12 protein-coding genes are annotated in these 15652 nt (G+C 55.7%); 2 read left to right on the top strand and 10 right to left on the bottom strand.

Annotated elements, in window-relative coordinates; translation table 11 throughout:
* Positions 1 to 135 precede the first annotated feature (135 nt).
* From RBR60_RS03885 to RBR60_RS03845, 9 genes are all read right to left on the bottom strand, one after another.
* A complete protein-coding gene (locus tag RBR60_RS03885) occupies positions 136 to 1380 on the bottom strand; it encodes an OFA family MFS transporter (protein WP_320354564.1) in 1245 nt (414 codons plus the stop codon).
* An 89-nt stretch (positions 1381 to 1469) separates the two neighbouring features.
* On the bottom strand, positions 1470 to 2255 hold the full coding sequence (locus tag RBR60_RS03880; RefSeq protein ID WP_320354563.1) for an enoyl-CoA hydratase-related protein: 786 nt from the start codon (positions 2253 to 2255) through the stop codon (positions 1470 to 1472).
* Between the two features lie 26 nt (positions 2256 to 2281).
* Positions 2282 to 3403, bottom strand: a complete 1122-nt coding sequence (locus RBR60_RS03875; protein ID WP_320354562.1) for an enoyl-CoA hydratase/isomerase family protein — start codon at positions 3401 to 3403, stop codon at positions 2282 to 2284.
* On the bottom strand, positions 3400 to 3693 hold the full coding sequence (locus RBR60_RS03870; RefSeq protein ID WP_320354561.1) for a hypothetical protein: 294 nt from the start codon (positions 3691 to 3693) through the stop codon (positions 3400 to 3402). The genes RBR60_RS03875 and RBR60_RS03870 overlap by 4 nt, the downstream gene beginning before the upstream one ends.
* Positions 3694 to 3807: 114 nt before the next feature.
* Entirely contained in the window at positions 3808 to 4620 is an 813-nt protein-coding gene (locus RBR60_RS03865; protein WP_320354560.1) for a CoA-transferase subunit beta, read from the bottom strand.
* On the bottom strand, positions 4617 to 5594 hold the full coding sequence (locus RBR60_RS03860; protein WP_320354559.1) for a CoA transferase: 978 nt from the start codon (positions 5592 to 5594) through the stop codon (positions 4617 to 4619). Before RBR60_RS03860 ends, RBR60_RS03865 begins: the two co-directional genes overlap by 4 nt.
* 144 nt (positions 5595 to 5738) lie before the next feature.
* Positions 5739 to 6899 (bottom strand): acyl-CoA dehydrogenase family protein, encoded by a 1161-nt coding sequence (locus RBR60_RS03855; RefSeq protein WP_320354558.1) that lies wholly within the window; start codon positions 6897 to 6899, stop codon positions 5739 to 5741.
* 74 nt (positions 6900 to 6973) lie between these two features.
* Positions 6974 to 7825: a 3-hydroxybutyryl-CoA dehydrogenase gene (locus RBR60_RS03850; protein ID WP_320354557.1), complete on the bottom strand. Its 852-nt coding sequence runs from the start codon at positions 7823 to 7825 to the stop codon at positions 6974 to 6976.
* Positions 7826 to 8012: 187 nt separating this feature from the next.
* Entirely contained in the window at positions 8013 to 9185 is a 1173-nt protein-coding gene (locus tag RBR60_RS03845; protein ID WP_320354556.1) for an acetyl-CoA C-acetyltransferase, read from the bottom strand.
* A 781-nt stretch (positions 9186 to 9966) separates the two neighbouring features.
* Here RBR60_RS03845 and RBR60_RS03840 point away from each other — a divergent pair.
* Together RBR60_RS03840 and RBR60_RS03835 are read left to right on the top strand one after the other, a co-directional pair.
* The gene (locus tag RBR60_RS03840; RefSeq protein ID WP_320354555.1) at positions 9967 to 13467 is read left to right on the top strand and encodes a response regulator; all 3501 of its coding nucleotides are present in this window, start codon (positions 9967 to 9969) and stop codon (positions 13465 to 13467) included.
* Positions 13457 to 14578 (top strand): two-component system response regulator, encoded by a 1122-nt coding sequence (locus RBR60_RS03835; RefSeq protein WP_320354554.1) that lies wholly within the window; start codon positions 13457 to 13459, stop codon positions 14576 to 14578. The genes RBR60_RS03840 and RBR60_RS03835 overlap by 11 nt, the downstream gene beginning before the upstream one ends.
* 148 nt (positions 14579 to 14726) lie before the next feature.
* Here RBR60_RS03835 and RBR60_RS03830 read toward each other — a convergent pair whose 3' ends face one another.
* Entirely contained in the window at positions 14727 to 15524 is a 798-nt protein-coding gene (locus RBR60_RS03830; RefSeq protein WP_320354553.1) for a sulfite exporter TauE/SafE family protein, read from the bottom strand.
* Between the last annotated feature and the right edge of the window lie 128 nt (positions 15525 to 15652).

The raw sequence follows: 15652 nt of genomic DNA, 5'->3' as shown, positions 1-15652 counted from the left end.
GGTTATAACAAAGACTCGGCCAGGATAAAAGATGAAAAGGGCTGCAAGGGGGATTCTTTTCCCGCCTTGCAGCCCCCGGATTTCATACAACCGCGATGTCCGTTTTTTTATCTGGCCTGAGACTCCGCCAAGGGATCAGGCTCCCTGAACAGCCTTTGCAGCAGGTACTTCCTGCCGGGGAGGCCGGGTGGTAAAGGCCAGAACCGCACCAATGGCGCAAAGAACGGCTGCGATCATGAAGGCTGCGGTATAGCCGATCTGTACGGCAAAGCGGGGAGCGAACATGGCTGCCACACCGTAGGAAAGGAAGACAAGACCATAGTTGTTGCCCACGTTCTTGGTGCCGAACCAGTCCGTAACCACAGAAGGCGTGATGGAGAGGTAGCCACCAAAGCAGAAACCCACGATACAGGTTGAAACCAGGTAGGTGAAGTAATTCATGGGGGCCATGGACATAAAGAGCATGATCACGGCAAAGCCACAGCACATCACAGCAAGGGACTGCATCCTGCCGATGCGGTCAGAGATGGCACCCCACCCGAAACGGCCCAGGGCGTTAAACATGGAAATGGTGACAACGGCGTTACCAGCCTGGGCGAGGGTCAGGCCCACAAGCTCCATACCGATGTTGGCGGCAATACTGATAACCATGAGACCTGCGGCACACCCGCAGACGTAAATCACAAGGAGGGCGTAAAACTGGGATGTTTTGACCATTTCAGAGGGCAGATACTGCTTGGCGGACTGCACCACCTTACCGGTCTGGGCAGCACCGGCCTGGGGTGGAGTGTAGCCCTTGGGAACATAACCCGCAGGGGGCTGCACCATGAAAAGGGAACCCAGGACAATGAGAATGCCATAGGCGATGCCAAGGTAAGTGAAGGACTCCGAAACCCCCACACCGCCAATCAACCAGACAATAACCGGCTTAAGGGTCATACCGCCGACGCCCACAAAAGCCAGGTTAAGGCCGGTAATGAAACCACGCTTTTCCGGGAACCATTTGGCGCAGGTGGCAACGGGAACCACATACACAGCACCCATGGCAAAACCTGTGATGAAACCATAGGTCAGGTACATCCCCATGATGGAGGTCACCTGACCGGCAAGGAACACCCCAAAGCCCGCCACGATACCGCCCACGATGGCTACGTTTCTCGGCTTAAGTTTGTCCTGCACCCTGCCTGCCACGAGAACTGCGATGGTAAATGAAACCATGGTCACAGAGAAGGTAAAGACAACATCCGCCCGCGCCCATCCGAATTTTTCAACCAATGCGGCATTGAAAAGACTCCATGTATAAACAGCGCCCAGAATGGCCTGCATGAGACAGGCACCCGCCACCACCAGCCAGCGATTGAACAAGGTCGTTTCCTGCATGGTATTTCTCCTTTGGATTCAAATATCCGTCCATGAAACAGGGGCCCTGCGCAAAACTTTCTCCCCCGAAAATAAAACAACTAAAAAAACTAACGACTTGTGCTGAAAACCGCTTTGCGCTTCTCAAGGAAAGCTCCGGTGCCTTCTTTGGCATCCGGGCTTGCGAAACAAAGACCAAAAGCTTCCTTTTCCATGTGGCAGCCAGCGCTCAGATCCACGTCCACGCCCCTGTGTACGGATATCTTGGCCAGTGCAATGGCTGCAGGGCCCATGGAAGCAATGGTTTTGGCCGTTTTCATGGCGGCATCCATGAGTTCCTCTGCGGGAAAGACCCGGTTCACCAGCCCCAGTTGGCGAGCCTCTTCCGCACCGATACGTTTTGCTGTGAAAATCAGTTCCATGGCCATGGCCGCACCCACCCGTCGAGCAAGCCGCTGGGTACCGCCGAAACCGGGAATGAGGCCCAGGGTTTCTTCGGGAAGGCCGAACTGGGCCTTGTCCGATGCGTAAATAAAATCACAGGCCAGAGCCAGCTCGCAGCCTCCGCCCAGGGCAAAACCATTGACCACTGCCATCACAGGCATGGGAAGGTTGGCAATTTTTGCCATCATGCCCTGACCCGCTTCTGCAAAAATCCGTGCTGAAAAGGAATCCATATGGGCCAATTCAGAAATGTCCGCACCTGCCACAAAGGCTTTGTCTCCCGCACCCGTCAGCAGGACCATGCGCACCGCCCCGTCCTTGGCCAAGGTGTCCAGCAGGCCGTCAAGTTCGGCGATGAGTTCGGCGTTCAGGGCGTTCAGAGCCTTGGGCCGGTTCAGGGTGATGCGGGCGATCCCCTCTTCCTTCTCGTAAATCAGATGCTTAAATTCCATGACCATTCCTTTTTTGATTTTGGGAGTTATGACCAACCGGCTGCCAGGGCAGGATCCGGTAAATCCTTCAGGGGGTGCAACACGGGCCAGGGGGGGATGAAACAACCGCGGATCACCTCTGAATCCACGGCTCCCAGATGGGCGTCCTGCCAGTGTGGCCTGTTATCCTTCTCCACCAGGAGGGCCCGCACGCCCTCATGGAAATCCTTTTGTTCCAGGGATCGAGCCGCCAGAATCAGCTCCAGACAGAAGGCCTGCTTCAGCGACAGGTGTCGGCCTGCGTTGAGCTGTCTCCAGGTAAGATGGATGCTGAAGGGACTCGCATCCGCAAAGGTTTTTGCCGCCTTTGCCAGATGCGGCTCCCGCCTTCCCGCAGCCTCCAGGGCCTCACCAAAGGCTGCGGGATCCGGTGCTAAGGCAAAACTTCTCAGACACTCAGGTTTTTTGGCCAGAAACCCCGCTTCCAGGGGAAGGGCGAAGTGGGCCAGAACGGCGTCCACGGCCTGGGCGTCCCGCTCCGGATGGCCGCTCCAATCCAGGCCGCAGAGGGTTTCAAAGATGGCTTCCCTGTCCTCTTCCCGCACCACCCGGTCGCCCAGTCCCACAAAGCAGGCATCCGCAGCATCCATACGGAACCCCGCAAGCCCCAGAAGACGCCCACAGCCCCTGGGCATGCGGTTTAAAAACCAGGTGGCTCCCACATCGGGGAAAAGGCCAATGGAAACCTCCGGCATGGCCAGTGTGGCCCCACTGGTCAGCACCTTATGCCGACATCCGGCCAGTATCCCCACGCCACCGCCCATCACAATGCCATGGGCGAACCCCAGAACAGGCGTTTTGGCCATATGGATGGCATAATCCGTCCGATACTCCGTTGTGAAAAAGGACAAAGCCTTTTCCTTATTGCCGCTGAGATATTCATAAGAGAGGGAACGCACATCCCCGCCTGCACAAAAACTGCGTTCCCCAGCCCCTTCCAGCCAGATCAGCACCACATCCTGGTCCTTGTCGCCCCTGCGCACGGCATCACCAATGGCTGCGGTGGTTTCATGGCGCAGGGCATTGAGGCGCTCCTGGGCTTCAATGCGGATGCACAGAATCTGTTTTCCCCCGGATACCGGGATGGAGGACACCCGGACATCGCTCATGTGGCCATCCTTTCCGTGAACCCATCCGCAGCTTCCGCCTGGGAAATCGGGATAAATCCCAGCACCCTGGCTCCCACAGGCAAAGAAAGAATGGAGGCCACAGCTTCGGGATCCCTCACCAGACCAAAGGTATCCGGAAGGGACGGAGGATTTTTCCCAAAACTCCAGACAACCACCACTCCAAGACGGCAAAAACGTCCCAGGGGAGAGGCCAGCCGAAATAAAAGGGCTGTGTCCCGAACCCAAAAACTCTGCCAGCATCGCGGTGTGGAAAACAAATCCTCGTGCATCGTGGCCTCCGATCCCCCCAGGGAAAAACTGGGGTGGGAAAAACCGGGATCCCTTGCGGGAGGGATCCCGGCTGGGGGGGAGAAAACCGGTGCGGGGGGGCACCGGCACACCGATTACGGAAGGAAAATGCCTTCCGGGTCGATCGTGTTGTAAAGAAGATCCAGTTCGCCTAAGGTCGGAGGCTTGGTTTCACCGCGTACCCGGCTGATATTGAGATCAAAACTGCAGTTTTCCTTCACCAGTTCCGGAGAAAAACCAGGATGATAGGTGTCAAGGTACATTTCACCGTTTTCGTCAAAACGGAACACAGCCATGTTGGAAATCACCGCCTCAGGCCCACCCCGGAAAGCCCTGTTGTACACTTCTTTCTTGTGTACCATTTCACCCGAAGGCCACTTGGGAACGCGCCAGCCCGGAGAGGTCACAAAATCCACCTTCTCTCTGAAGCGTCTTTTTTCCTGAACCATGATGAATACGGTTTTCTTGGCAAGACCGTTGATATCCGAGTTACCGCCAGAGCCGGTCAGGCGTTTTTCAGGAACGATGCCGTACTTGCCCATACCCGTGGTGTTCACGTTCCCATAGCGATCCACTTCCGCACCGCCGAGGAAGGCCAGGTCCACCTTGCCACGCTGAAGCTGGTTGAATACGTCAAAAAGTCCGGAGGCCACGGAAGCCTGATAGATACAACGGGCATCGCCTACGGAGGTGGGCAGGGACACGGGACGGCCGTCCACGCTGCCTGCTTCATAGATACATACTGCAGAAGGCGCTGTGGTCAGCTGGGCAAGACCGATGGCCAGCATGGGCAGACCTGTACCCGCAAAAACCACATCTCCGTCCGTCACTTCCCTGGCCGCCGCAACAGCCAGGAGGTCAATGGGCTTGAATTCGCCTACTTTGGCAAGGGTAGTATCCCGATTCATGCGCGTGTCCCCCTCTTTACTGTGGTGGAATAGCCGAATGCTGGGTTCGCCCGCAGCTTCTCCAGACGGGTGATGCCGAGTTTTTCAAGATACGCGTCAAAATTCGGCAGATCGTGGATCCACTCCTTCACCCAGGCGTCAAGGCCTTCCTGGGAACGGGTACTCTTGAAGAAATTCTGGATAAAAGCACCGTCGGTTTCATAGCATCCGAAACATCCCGTGGGATGCGCGCCCCAGGGTTGATGAACGATGCAGGATACCTGATGGGCTGCCACCAGGTTACGGGTGGGTTCTCTGCGGATAAACTCTTCACTCACCACCTGCTCTGCGACAATGATGACATTATCCGAGGCCTTGATGGCTTCTGAATCCGAATACAGCTGACCATCCACCCGCACCGTGCCCTCTTCACCCACCATCTGCACATGGGCGATGCACCAGTCCGGATTGGCTGCGGGGATGTGCAGGAGCTCTCCACCATAGAAGGGGTCTGAAACGATCTCGTATTTTTTCTTGGGAATCTTGGGGTTGCTGCCGTCCCTCAAGCCTGCGGTCTTGAGGTTGTCATAGGCGGGGTTGAGCATGTCCGTGCCCATACTGGCGAAGGTGGGCAGGTAAGGAAGACCCATGGAGCCTGCGGCCATGCGGTAAAGGATCTGGACATGGCTGTAATCCTCAATGATCACCTGGCCTGCTTCGGCCCTGCGCGCCAGGTTGGCGCCAATTTTGCCGAAAAGTTCATGGCCGATCCAGCAACTCTCCCAGATTTTCACACAACCGGCTCCGATGAGCAGGTCGGAATGGGTGCCACCGTTCACTTCCACAAGGTGCAGGTCTTTTTTTCCCTGCCGGATGAGTTCATACACAGCGGCCATGGGACGCCGCCAGATGGTAAAACCGCTGAAAGTCAGCATGGCGCCGTCGGGAATCTGCGCGACAGCCTCCTGTAGTGTCATTTTCTTGGGTTTTGCCATTTCTCCTCCTTAAAGAAAACCGGCTGACATCATGGCGCAAGGCAAATCCCCGTCCTTGCGCCGGTTACGCAGGCTGCAGATAAGAACAATGTTCACCCGCCTGCGTGAAAAAAACGGACGCCTGTCGGGCGTCCGTCATGCCCCCTACTTCTTCTTGCGCTTCTTATCGCCAATGACCTCACCGCTGATAACGATCTTCTGAACCTGGGTGGTGCCCTCATAAATGGTGAATACCCTGGCATCCCGGTACAGGCGCTCAATTTCAAATTCCTTGGTATATCCGTATCCGCCATGGATCTGCAGACTCTGGGCCGCCACATGGTTGGCCATTTCAGAGGCATACATCTTGGCCATGGATGCTTCCTTGGAGCATTTTTCGCCCCGGTCCTTCATGGCTGCGGCGTTCAGCACCAGAAGACGCGCCGCCTCCACTTCCGTGGCCATATCCGCGATCATCCAGCGCAGGCCCTGGTTGGCCGCAATGGGTTTTCCGAACTGGTGGCGCTGTTTGGCGTAATCCACGGCCAGGTCCAAAGCCCGCATGCCAACGCCAAGGCTCTGGGATCCGATGCCGATGCGTCCATCATCAAGACCGCTCATGGCAACGATGAAGCCTTCGCCTTCCTTGCCAAGAAGGCAGCTGGCGGGAACGCGGCAGTTGTCAAAGATCAGGTCCGTGGTATCCGAACCCTTGAGCCCCATCTTGTCTTCCTTGCGGCCCACGATGAAACCCGGAATGCCCGGCTCAATGAGGAATGCGGAAATGCCCTTGTGGCCTGCGGCGGGATCGGTCTTGGCAAGGATAATGAAAACACCCGATGTGGCGCCGCCTGTGATCCAGCGCTTGGTGCCGTTCAGCACATAAAAGTCCCCGTCTTTTTCCGCTGTGGCCGTCATGCCCGCAGGGTCGCTGCCTGCTTCGGGTTCGGAAAGGGCAAAGCTTGCAATGATTTCGCCCTTGGCCATGGGGCGCAGATACTTCTCCTTCTGAGCCTCATTGCCAAAGCGCACAAGACTGCCGCATCCGATGGAGTTGTGTACACTCATGATAACGGCCACGGATGCATCGTAGTACGCGATCTCCGTCAGAGCCAGGGAGTAGGCCACAGTCCCCATGTTTTCGCCGCCATAGGCTTCCGGAACCAGCATCCCCAGAAGACCCAGCTCACCCATTTTCTTGAGGATCTCCTTGGGATATTCCCCGGTATGGTCCCGTTCCATGGCGGCTTCCGCCAATTCCTTGCGACCGAACTCCTTGGCCATTTTCTGAATCATTTTCTGCTCTTTACTGATTTCAAACGCCATGACTGCCCCCGTTCATTTGAAAGCCGTATTTCAGGCGCCCTCCCGCAGGACGGCGCCACACTCACCCGTATACGCTATTTGTACTCGTAGAATCCCCGACCGGTTTTACGTCCCAGCCAACCCGCTTCCACGTATTTTCGCAGCAGGGGGCAGGGTCTGTATTTGGAATCCTTGAAACCATCGTAGAGCGTTTCCATGATGGCAAGGCAGGTATCCAGGCCAATGAGGTCGGCAAGCTCCAGAGGTCCCATGGGATGATTCATGCCAAGCTTCATGACCGTATCAATGTCTTCTTTACGGCCCACGCTCTGATACAGGGCAAAAACCGCCTCATTGATCATGGGCATGAGAATGCGGTTGGCAATGAAGCCGGGGAAGTCATTGGCTTCTGCCGGAGTTTTGCCGAACTTGACGCACATATCCCAGGTGATTTTAAAGGTTTCCGTATCCGTTGCGATGCCCCGGATAATCTCAACAAGCTTCATGACAGGCACAGGATTCATAAAGTGCATGCCAATGACCTTTTCAGGACGCTTGGTTCTTGCGGCAATACGACCGATGGGAATGGAAGAGGTGTTGGTGCCAAGGATGACACCGGGTCTGCAGATGCGATCCAGATCTTCAAAAATCTTGAATTTGAGGTTCTCATTTTCCGTGGCGGCTTCCACCACATAATCACAGGGGCTAAGGCCTTCAAGGCTGGTAACGGTCTTGAAGCGTCCGAGGATCGCATCCTTTTCCGCAGCAGCCATTTTTCCCTTTTCCACATTACGGGAAAGATTCTTGGCAATCAGGGCCATGCCCTTTTCCAGCGCAGCGTCATTGATGTCCATCAGAATGACATCCAGCCCGCTGGCAGCAGCCACCTGGGCAATACCGCCTCCCATCTGTCCTGCACCGATCACCCCAAAGGTTTTGATTTCCATTCCCAAATCTCCTTTCATGGTCCCTTGAATCAAAATCCGTTCTTCCATCCGAAAGTCTTGGGCATGTCCTCCGGAAAATCTTCATTTCCCATAAAATCCCACCCTTCTCGCCGGATAAAAAAACGGATTTTCCAAAGAGCACTTTTCTCTATATGGCCATGGCCCCCTGGCCATGGCCCTCCTCATCTTAGCGTTTTACAATCATGGATACGGCTTCGCCCCCGCCAAGGCACAGGGAAGCAAGACCGGTTTTGGCATTGCGCCGCTTCATCTCATAAAGAAGGGTTGTGAGAATTCTCGCGCCGGAGCCACCAATGGGATGGCCGATGGCAACACTGCCGCCATTCACGTTGACCTTGGCGGGATCCAGTTTCAGTTCCCGATTGATGGCAAAGGAGGTGCCGCTGAAAGCCTCATTGATCTCAAACAGATCAATGGCGTCCATGGCAATGCCTTCCTTGGCGCAGCACTTGGGAATGGACCAGACCGGTGCCATGAGTACATACTGCATCTCAATGCCGTAGGAAGCCTGGGCGCCGATGGTGGCCATGATTTCACACCCCAGAGCTTCGGCCTTTTCCCGACTCATGACACATACGGCGGCTGCGCCATCCGCGATGATGGAAGCATTGCCCGCAGTCCCCACCCCGCCCTTTTTAAAGGCACCAGGCATGGCGGCCAGCATCTCATAGGGTGTTTCCTTCACGGATTCATCTTCTGCAAAAACCGTTACCCCTTTGCGGGTCTTGATCTCAACGGGAACAATTTCTTCTTTAAAGCGGCCTGAGTTTTTGGATTCATTGGCCCGGCGGTAGGATTCTGCTGCGTAACGATCCTGGTCTTCACGGGTAACGCCCCATTTTTCCGAACAGATCTCGTTGCTCATGCCCATATGGAAATTGTTCACATGGTCCCAGAGACCATCGTGGATCATCACATCCCGGATCTCTCCATGGCCCATGCGCAGGCCAAAACGGGCTTTTTCCAGAAAATAGGGCGCATTGCTCATGCTTTCCATGCCGCCTGCGATGACCACATCCGCGTCCCCTGCCACAACAGCCTGGGCCGCCAGCATCACGGCCTTCAGGGCTGATCCGCAGACCTTGTTGATGGTCAGGGCTTCCACTTCCCAGGGCATACCCGCACGCACCGCAGCCTGCTTGGCCGGGTTCTGCCCACAGCCGCAGGGAAGCACCTGGCCCATGATCACTTCGTTCACTTCCTTGTCCGCAATACCCGCACGCTTTACAGCCTCACGAATAACAATGGCTCCAAGATCCACAGCACCCAGAGCTGTCAATCCTCCGTTAAAGGCCCCCAGCGGTGTACGGCAGGCACTGACAATGACCGCTTCTCTCATGATTCAACTCCCCGTTTTTTTTGAGACCACCGTTCATCCTTCAGAATGAAACAATGCTCTGTGTTGGTATTTGGCCGGATCATGCCCCATCTTCCGGCACATCTTTGCCCTGCGTCTATAATGAAGGCGGAAAACGCCTTTATTTGCTATGCACACCGACCCACCTCAGGAGGAAGGGAGCCGGTGTGCACCACCAAAGGAGACACCAAAACACCAAAACGCTTTTTGCTTGTCGTTCATACCCTTTTGCAAGGCAGATGCCATGGTATAAAAACAAAACAAAATAATTTTATAAAGCATTAATTTGTAAAGATATTTTACGCAAAATTAAAAAAAGAGACCTCCCGGAAGTCCCTTTTTCTCTCTCCAGGCCCATGGAAGCTCCAAAAAAAGAGGCGGATCCGCCACATCCGCCCCACCCCAAAACAGGAGATAACAGTCTGTTTTTTATAGACATGGACGAAACCTCCCCAAACAACCCACAGATGTGGCGTTTTCGCGCACAAGTCCAGATCTTCCAAACCCCACCCATGCAATCTTATGAAAAAACACTGAGAGCCTTCCCCAGACATCTCCTCCGAACGGCCTTCTCCCCCATGAATCCTGCACCGGCATCTTCCGGAATACTCCGTGTTTTCATGCTTTCTGCCTTTTCTTCATTCCAAAGCCTTCAAAATCAAGATTCCTGTTTGCCAGTCCCGATGAATTCCTCTATATTGATTATATTGATGGAAACAGGGTTTACAGACCGCTTTTAACCTCCCCCCCACGAGCCGACTCCATGCCCCTTCCCAGACTCTCCAGACGCAGCTTATCCCGTGACCTGATCCTTGGTCTCGCCCTCGCCCTCAGCCTGCTCTTTGCAACCCTGGGAACCGTTTACTATGTGTACCTCACCCACAGACTCAATGCCGAACTCCAGGATCAGGCCAGAATCCTCAGCAATGAAATGGCCCATGTACTGGCAGGTCCGGCCTGGCAACTGGACAATGATCTCACCGCCCGCATCGCCATGGCCTATCTTCACACGGAACATCTGGTGGGCCTTCGGGTGATTTTCAGCCCGGACACCATTATCTTCACCCACCTTCCCCCTCCGGAGGCCTCCCATGTCTTCCGGGAAGTCCGCAACATGGAATACGTCCGGGAAGACGGCAGCCCCATCACCATCGGCTCCATCGAAGCCTGGTTTTCCAGAGACAGCATCCGCGCCATGCAAAATACCCTCGTCCGCATGGTCTGCCTCATGGTCCTGCTCTCCACAGGCCTTGTGGTGCTGGTCATCCGACTGCTCATGGCCTCCTTGCTCCAGGGGCCTCTGGATACCCTCCTGCACAACATCCAGTCCATTGCCGCAGGCAATTATGACAGCGCCATCAGGCCCGTACCCCAGGAGGATATCAACGCCATCATCACGGAAATCAATATGATGGCCACGCGCATTGCTGCCCACACCAATCAGCTCAAGGAAGAAATCCGGGAACGCAGGCAGGCGGAAACGGCCCTTCTCATATCGGAAAAAAAATACCGGGGTATTTTTGAAAATGCCCTGGAAGGGATTTTTCAGATCACCCTTTCAGGCAGAATCCTGAACATCAACCCCTCCATGGCCCGGATCTTCGGTTATCGGAGCATTGCGGAAATGATGTCCCTTGTGGATAATTTCGAGGCTGAACTCTTCGTGGACCCCGATGTCCCCATCACCATCCGCCAACGCCTTGAAAAAAACCGCATTGTTCAGAATTTTGAAACCCGCCTCCGCCGTAAGGACGGCAGGCAGATCTGGGGCTCCATCCAGGCCCGCATTGAAAACAATCCTGAAACCGGGCTGCCTTTTGTGGAAGGCATGCTCGAAGACATCTCCGAGCGCAAGGAGGCCGAAGCCGCCCTGAAAAGCGCCAACCGTCTTCTGGAAACACGGGTCATGGAACGCACCGCAGCCCTCCAGGAAGCCAACGAAAAACTGCAACGCGCCAAAGAAAAGGCGGAAAACAACGCCGAGGCCCTCAACGCCTTCGCCCGGGAACTCGAAGCCAAGAACCGGGAACTGGCCATCGCAAAGGATGCCGCAGATGCGGCCACAGAAGCCAAAAGCCGTTTTCTTGCCAACATGAGCCATGAAATCCGAACCCCCATGAACGGCATCATGGGCATGACCTATCTGGCCCTGAAAACCCCCCTTTCTCCCAAGCAGAAGGATTACCTTGAAAAAATCCAGGCCGCCACGGATTCCCTTCTGCGCATCATCAACGACATTCTGGATTTTTCCAAGATCGAGGCCGGTCACATGGAGATGGAGGAGGTGGCCTTCCGCATGGATGACATCCTCACCCGCCTTTCCCATCAGACGGCCCTCAAAGCCCATGAAAAGGGCCTGGAGCTGATCTTCATCACAGATCCTGCAACACCCGCCGTGTGCATGGGCGATCCCTTACGTCTGGGCCAGGTCCTGCTCAATCTTGTCAGCAATGCGGTGAAGTTCACGGAAAAAGGCCAGATCACCCTTTCCATCCGGCCAGGCGAGCAGAAGGATGGACGCACCCGCGTCCTCTTTTCCGTCAGCGATACGGGCATTGGCATGGGTCCCGAACAGCTGGCCGGCCTTTTCCGACCCTTCAGCCAGGTGGACGCCTCCACAACCCGGAAATATGGGGGATCGGGTCTTGGCCTCAGCATTTCCCAGCGTCTTGTGGAAATCATGGGCGGACGCATTGAGGTGGAAAGCAGCCTGGGGAAAGGCAGCACCTTTTTCTTTGATGTATGGTTAAGGACTTCGGAGGAAGAAACCCTGCTTGAGGAAAAAACTCCGCCCGCCATGCTCCGGGATCTCAGAGTTCTTGTGGTGGAAGACAATGCCGCCAGTCGTCAGGTTCTCACGGAATATACCCAAACCCTGTCCATGAAACCCGAGGCCTTCCCTTCCGCAGAAGAAGCCCTCGCCCACCTTTCCAGGGGAGCGTCCTGCGATCTTGTTTTTCTTGACTGGAAGCTACCGGGCATGGATGGCATTGATCTCGCCCGTAAAATCCGGGAAAGCCGTATCAGTCCCCAACCGAAAATTCTTCTGGTCACAGCCTTTGGAAAGGATCTGCGGGAAAGGGAAAGGGAATTTCTCGATGGCGTGCTTTTCAAGCCCTTTACGATTTCAGACCTCATGGATAGTACGCTGGAAGCCCTCTGCGTTCCTCACCAGAGCCTTTCTGATCAGGAGGAAACCCTCGCCACGGAAAAGGAAACCCCAAGACTTGACGGTGTGCACATTCTCCTTGCGGAAGACAACGAGCTTAACCGCCAGCTGGCCAGAGAACTTCTCACCAGCGCGGGCGCCCGGGTCACAACGGCGATCAACGGAAGAGAAGCCCTGCACAAGGTACTGGAATATCACTTTGACCTTATCCTTATGGATGTCCAGATGCCGGAAATGGATGGCTATGAAGCCACGCGTCAGATCCGCAATACCGCTGGCAGGGAAAATCTGCCCATCATCGCCATGACGGCCAATGCCATGGTGGGAGACAGGGAGACAGCCATCCTTGCGGGCATGAATGACCATGTCCCCAAACCCGTGAATCCGGCCCTGCTCTTTGCCACCCTTGTACGCTGGCTGCCCCAGGCCTTTCATGAACACAAACAGGAAGGCAGGCCCGCCACCGCCTGTGAAAACACCCTCTCCCTTCCGGATCTTCCCGGCATCGATACCGTATCCGGACTTACCCGGGCCGGAGACAATGCGGAGCTTTACCTTGAGCTTCTCATCAAATTCCGTGAAGAATACGGTCAGGCAGCGGATCGCATCCGCAGATCCATGGACAAAGACAATCTGCAGGAGGCCAGACTGGAAATCCATACCATCAAGGGCGTATCCGGTAATCTTGCCATGAACGCCATCTTCGAAACCGCAAGTCACTTGGATGCCCTGCTCCGCAGGCCCACGGAAAAGGATCGACTTCTTGCCGCATGGCAGGATTTCAAAAAGGCCATGGACACCACCCTGGAAGCCATGCAGGGACTCTGCCTTCCCCAGTCCCAGGTCCGGGATCTCCCTGGCGGCACACCCGCCGATCTGCTGAGCCTGCTTTACCGCCTCCAACCCGAAGTGGCCAATCTGAAACCCAAACGCTGTGCGCCCATCATGGCAGAGCTTGAGGCGAAAACCTGGCCCCCTCCCCTGGATACGGAGGTTTCCCACATTCTTCAGCAGATCCGCTCCTATCAACTCAAGGACGCCCTGAAACGTATTCAGGAGCAGATCCGGAACCTGGAGGGACGCCATGGTGCGTGAACCCCAAGACTGTACCCTCATGGTCGTGGATGATACGGAAACCAATATTGATCTGCTTCTCGACACCCTGGGGACGGAATATGAAATCATGGTGGCCATTGACGGACCTACGGCCCTGGAACATGCCAAGGCCAACCCACCGGATCTGATTCTTCTGGACATCATGATGCCCGGTATGGACGGCTTTGAGGTCTGCCGCCGCCTCAAGCAGGATTCCCGCACCCGCAACATTCCCATCATCTTTGTCACAGCCATGAACGAGGCCCTAGATGAGCACAAGGGGCTGGCCCTTGGCGCTGTGGACTACATCACCAAACCCTTCAGCCCGCCCATTGTCCGCATGCGGGTACGCAACCATCTGGCCCTGAAGCTGGCCCAGGAAGCCCTGGCTGTACAGAACGCCACCCTGGAAGACCGGGTTCGGGAACGCACCCAGGAGCTGGAGCGCACCCAGGATGTCACCATCCAGTGCATGGCCTCCCTGGCCGAAACCCGGGACATGGAAACCGGCGAACACATCCGAAGATCCCAGCACTATGTGCGGACTCTGGCCCGTCACCTGCGCCACCATCCCCGCTTCCGAGCCGTACTCGACAACAGCCATTACATTGAAATGCTCTTTAAATCCGCTCCTCTCCATGACATTGGCAAGGTAGGCGTTCCCGATCGCATCCTTCTGAAGGAAGGCCCCCTCACAAAGGAAGAGTTCGAGGAAATGAAACGCCACACCCTGTACGGCCATGAAGCCCTGCGCCGTGCGGAAATGGGCCTTCTCGGCCAGAGTTCCTTTCTCAGCGTGGCCGCTGAAATTGCCTATACCCACCACGAACGCTGGGATGGCAGCGGATACCCCAGAGGGCTTAAGGGCGATGAAATTCCCGTTTCCGGCCGCCTTATGGCCATTGCGGATGTGTATGACGCCCTTATTTCCAGGCGTAGTTACAAGGAGGCTTTCTCCCACGAAAAAGCCGTGAACATCATCATCTCAGGAGATAACCGCACCCTCCCCGCCCACTTTGATCCGGACGTACTCCTTGCTTTCAGCCGTGAAGCCGAAACCTTCCGCAACATTGCCCTGCGCTTCCAGGATGGCCTCCACATCCCCGCATGAAAAATCCTCCATGAAAACAAGCAGGGGGCTTTCGCCCCCCCTCGCCCCTCCGGTAAAATTCCCGCACCTTATCCTTCCCACCACTTTGCGGCTTTGGCCGCACTGAAACCCGGTGCGGCGCAGAGCCTTGAAAACTTAAGCCAGAATATCAGAGGATCCCCATGAGCATCCGCGTTGCCACAATCATCAGAAGAAAAGCAAAAACCCGCTTCAGTCGGTCCACAGGGAGACTATGGGCCAGCTTGGCTCCCAGGGGCGCTGTCAGCACGCTGGCCGCCACAATACCCAAAAAGGCGGGAAGATAGACAAATCCCAGGGAAAGCGGGGGCAGAAGCCCATGGCCCCAGCCCCCTGTGATATAGCCTGCGGTTCCCGCCACCGCGATGGGAAGACCGATGGCAGCGGAAGTACCGATCACCGTATGAAAAGGCAGGTTGCACCAGGTCATAAAGGGAACGGAAAGAGTCCCCCCGCCAATGCCCACAAGGCTGGACATTCCCCCAATGCCGCAACCCACACCAAACATCCCCGCAGGACCGGGAAGGGTGCGGTTGGGTTTGGGTTTTTTGTTCAGCAGCATCTGCAAGGATACATAGTACAAAAAGATAACAAAGATGCCTTTCAGCCAGGATGTGGGCATGCGGGATACAAGCATAGCCCCCAGAAAGGTTCCCAGCACAATTCCAGGTGCGATGCGTCGCACCACATCCCAACGCACCGCTCCGCGGGCATGGTGAGCCTTGAGACTGGAGATGGCCGTGAACATGATGGTCGCCATGGAAGTTCCCAAGGCCATCTGCATCTGAATGGACCCATCCACCCCCTGCCCCGGAAAGACAAAGACCAGCATGGGCACCACCACAAGACCGCCGCCTATGCCCAGAAGGCCGGCCAGAACGCCTGCAACACCGCCCATCAACAAGTAAATAAGCCAGGTTTCAATCATTTCTTTCTCCTGAAAAACCCCGTTAAAAATCTTGCTCAATGGCCTCACAAAAGCCCGGTCCCCCACAATCCGCCAGACAAAAAGAAATATCACTGGCCACTGGTTGTACCCGGACTTTCTGAGCCCAT

The organism is Desulfobotulus sp., assembly GCF_034006065.1.
In the GTDB taxonomy this organism is placed as follows: domain Bacteria; phylum Desulfobacterota; class Desulfobacteria; order Desulfobacterales; family ASO4-4; genus Desulfobotulus.
Note: the sequence above shows the minus strand (reverse complement) of the source record. Positions and strands in the feature narration are given on the sequence as shown.

Excerpts from the sequence above, each read along its gene's own strand:
- RBR60_RS03885 (WP_320354564.1), bottom strand. The coding sequence starts at position 1,380 with ATGCAGGAAACGACCTTGTTCAATCGCTGGCTGGTGGTGGCGGGTGCC.
- RBR60_RS03880 (WP_320354563.1), bottom strand. The coding sequence starts at position 2,255 with ATGGAATTTAAGCATCTGATTTACGAGAAGGAAGAGGGGATCGCCCGC.
- RBR60_RS03840 (WP_320354555.1), top strand. The coding sequence starts at position 9,967 with ATGCCCCTTCCCAGACTCTCCAGACGCAGCTTATCCCGTGACCTGATC.
- RBR60_RS03865 (WP_320354560.1), bottom strand. The coding sequence starts at position 4,620 with ATGAATCGGGATACTACCCTTGCCAAAGTAGGCGAATTCAAGCCCATT.
- RBR60_RS03845 (WP_320354556.1), bottom strand. The coding sequence starts at position 9,185 with ATGAGAGAAGCGGTCATTGTCAGTGCCTGCCGTACACCGCTGGGGGCC.
- RBR60_RS03850 (WP_320354557.1), bottom strand. The coding sequence starts at position 7,825 with ATGGAAATCAAAACCTTTGGGGTGATCGGTGCAGGACAGATGGGAGGC.
- RBR60_RS03875 (WP_320354562.1), bottom strand. The coding sequence starts at position 3,403 with ATGAGCGATGTCCGGGTGTCCTCCATCCCGGTATCCGGGGGAAAACAG.
- RBR60_RS03830 (WP_320354553.1), bottom strand. The coding sequence starts at position 15,524 with ATGATTGAAACCTGGCTTATTTACTTGTTGATGGGCGGTGTTGCAGGC.
- RBR60_RS03860 (WP_320354559.1), bottom strand. The coding sequence starts at position 5,594 with ATGGCAAAACCCAAGAAAATGACACTACAGGAGGCTGTCGCGCAGATT.
- RBR60_RS03855 (WP_320354558.1), bottom strand. The coding sequence starts at position 6,899 with ATGGCGTTTGAAATCAGTAAAGAGCAGAAAATGATTCAGAAAATGGCC.
- RBR60_RS03870 (WP_320354561.1), bottom strand. The coding sequence starts at position 3,693 with ATGCACGAGGATTTGTTTTCCACACCGCGATGCTGGCAGAGTTTTTGG.
- RBR60_RS03835 (WP_320354554.1), top strand. The coding sequence starts at position 13,457 with ATGGTGCGTGAACCCCAAGACTGTACCCTCATGGTCGTGGATGATACG.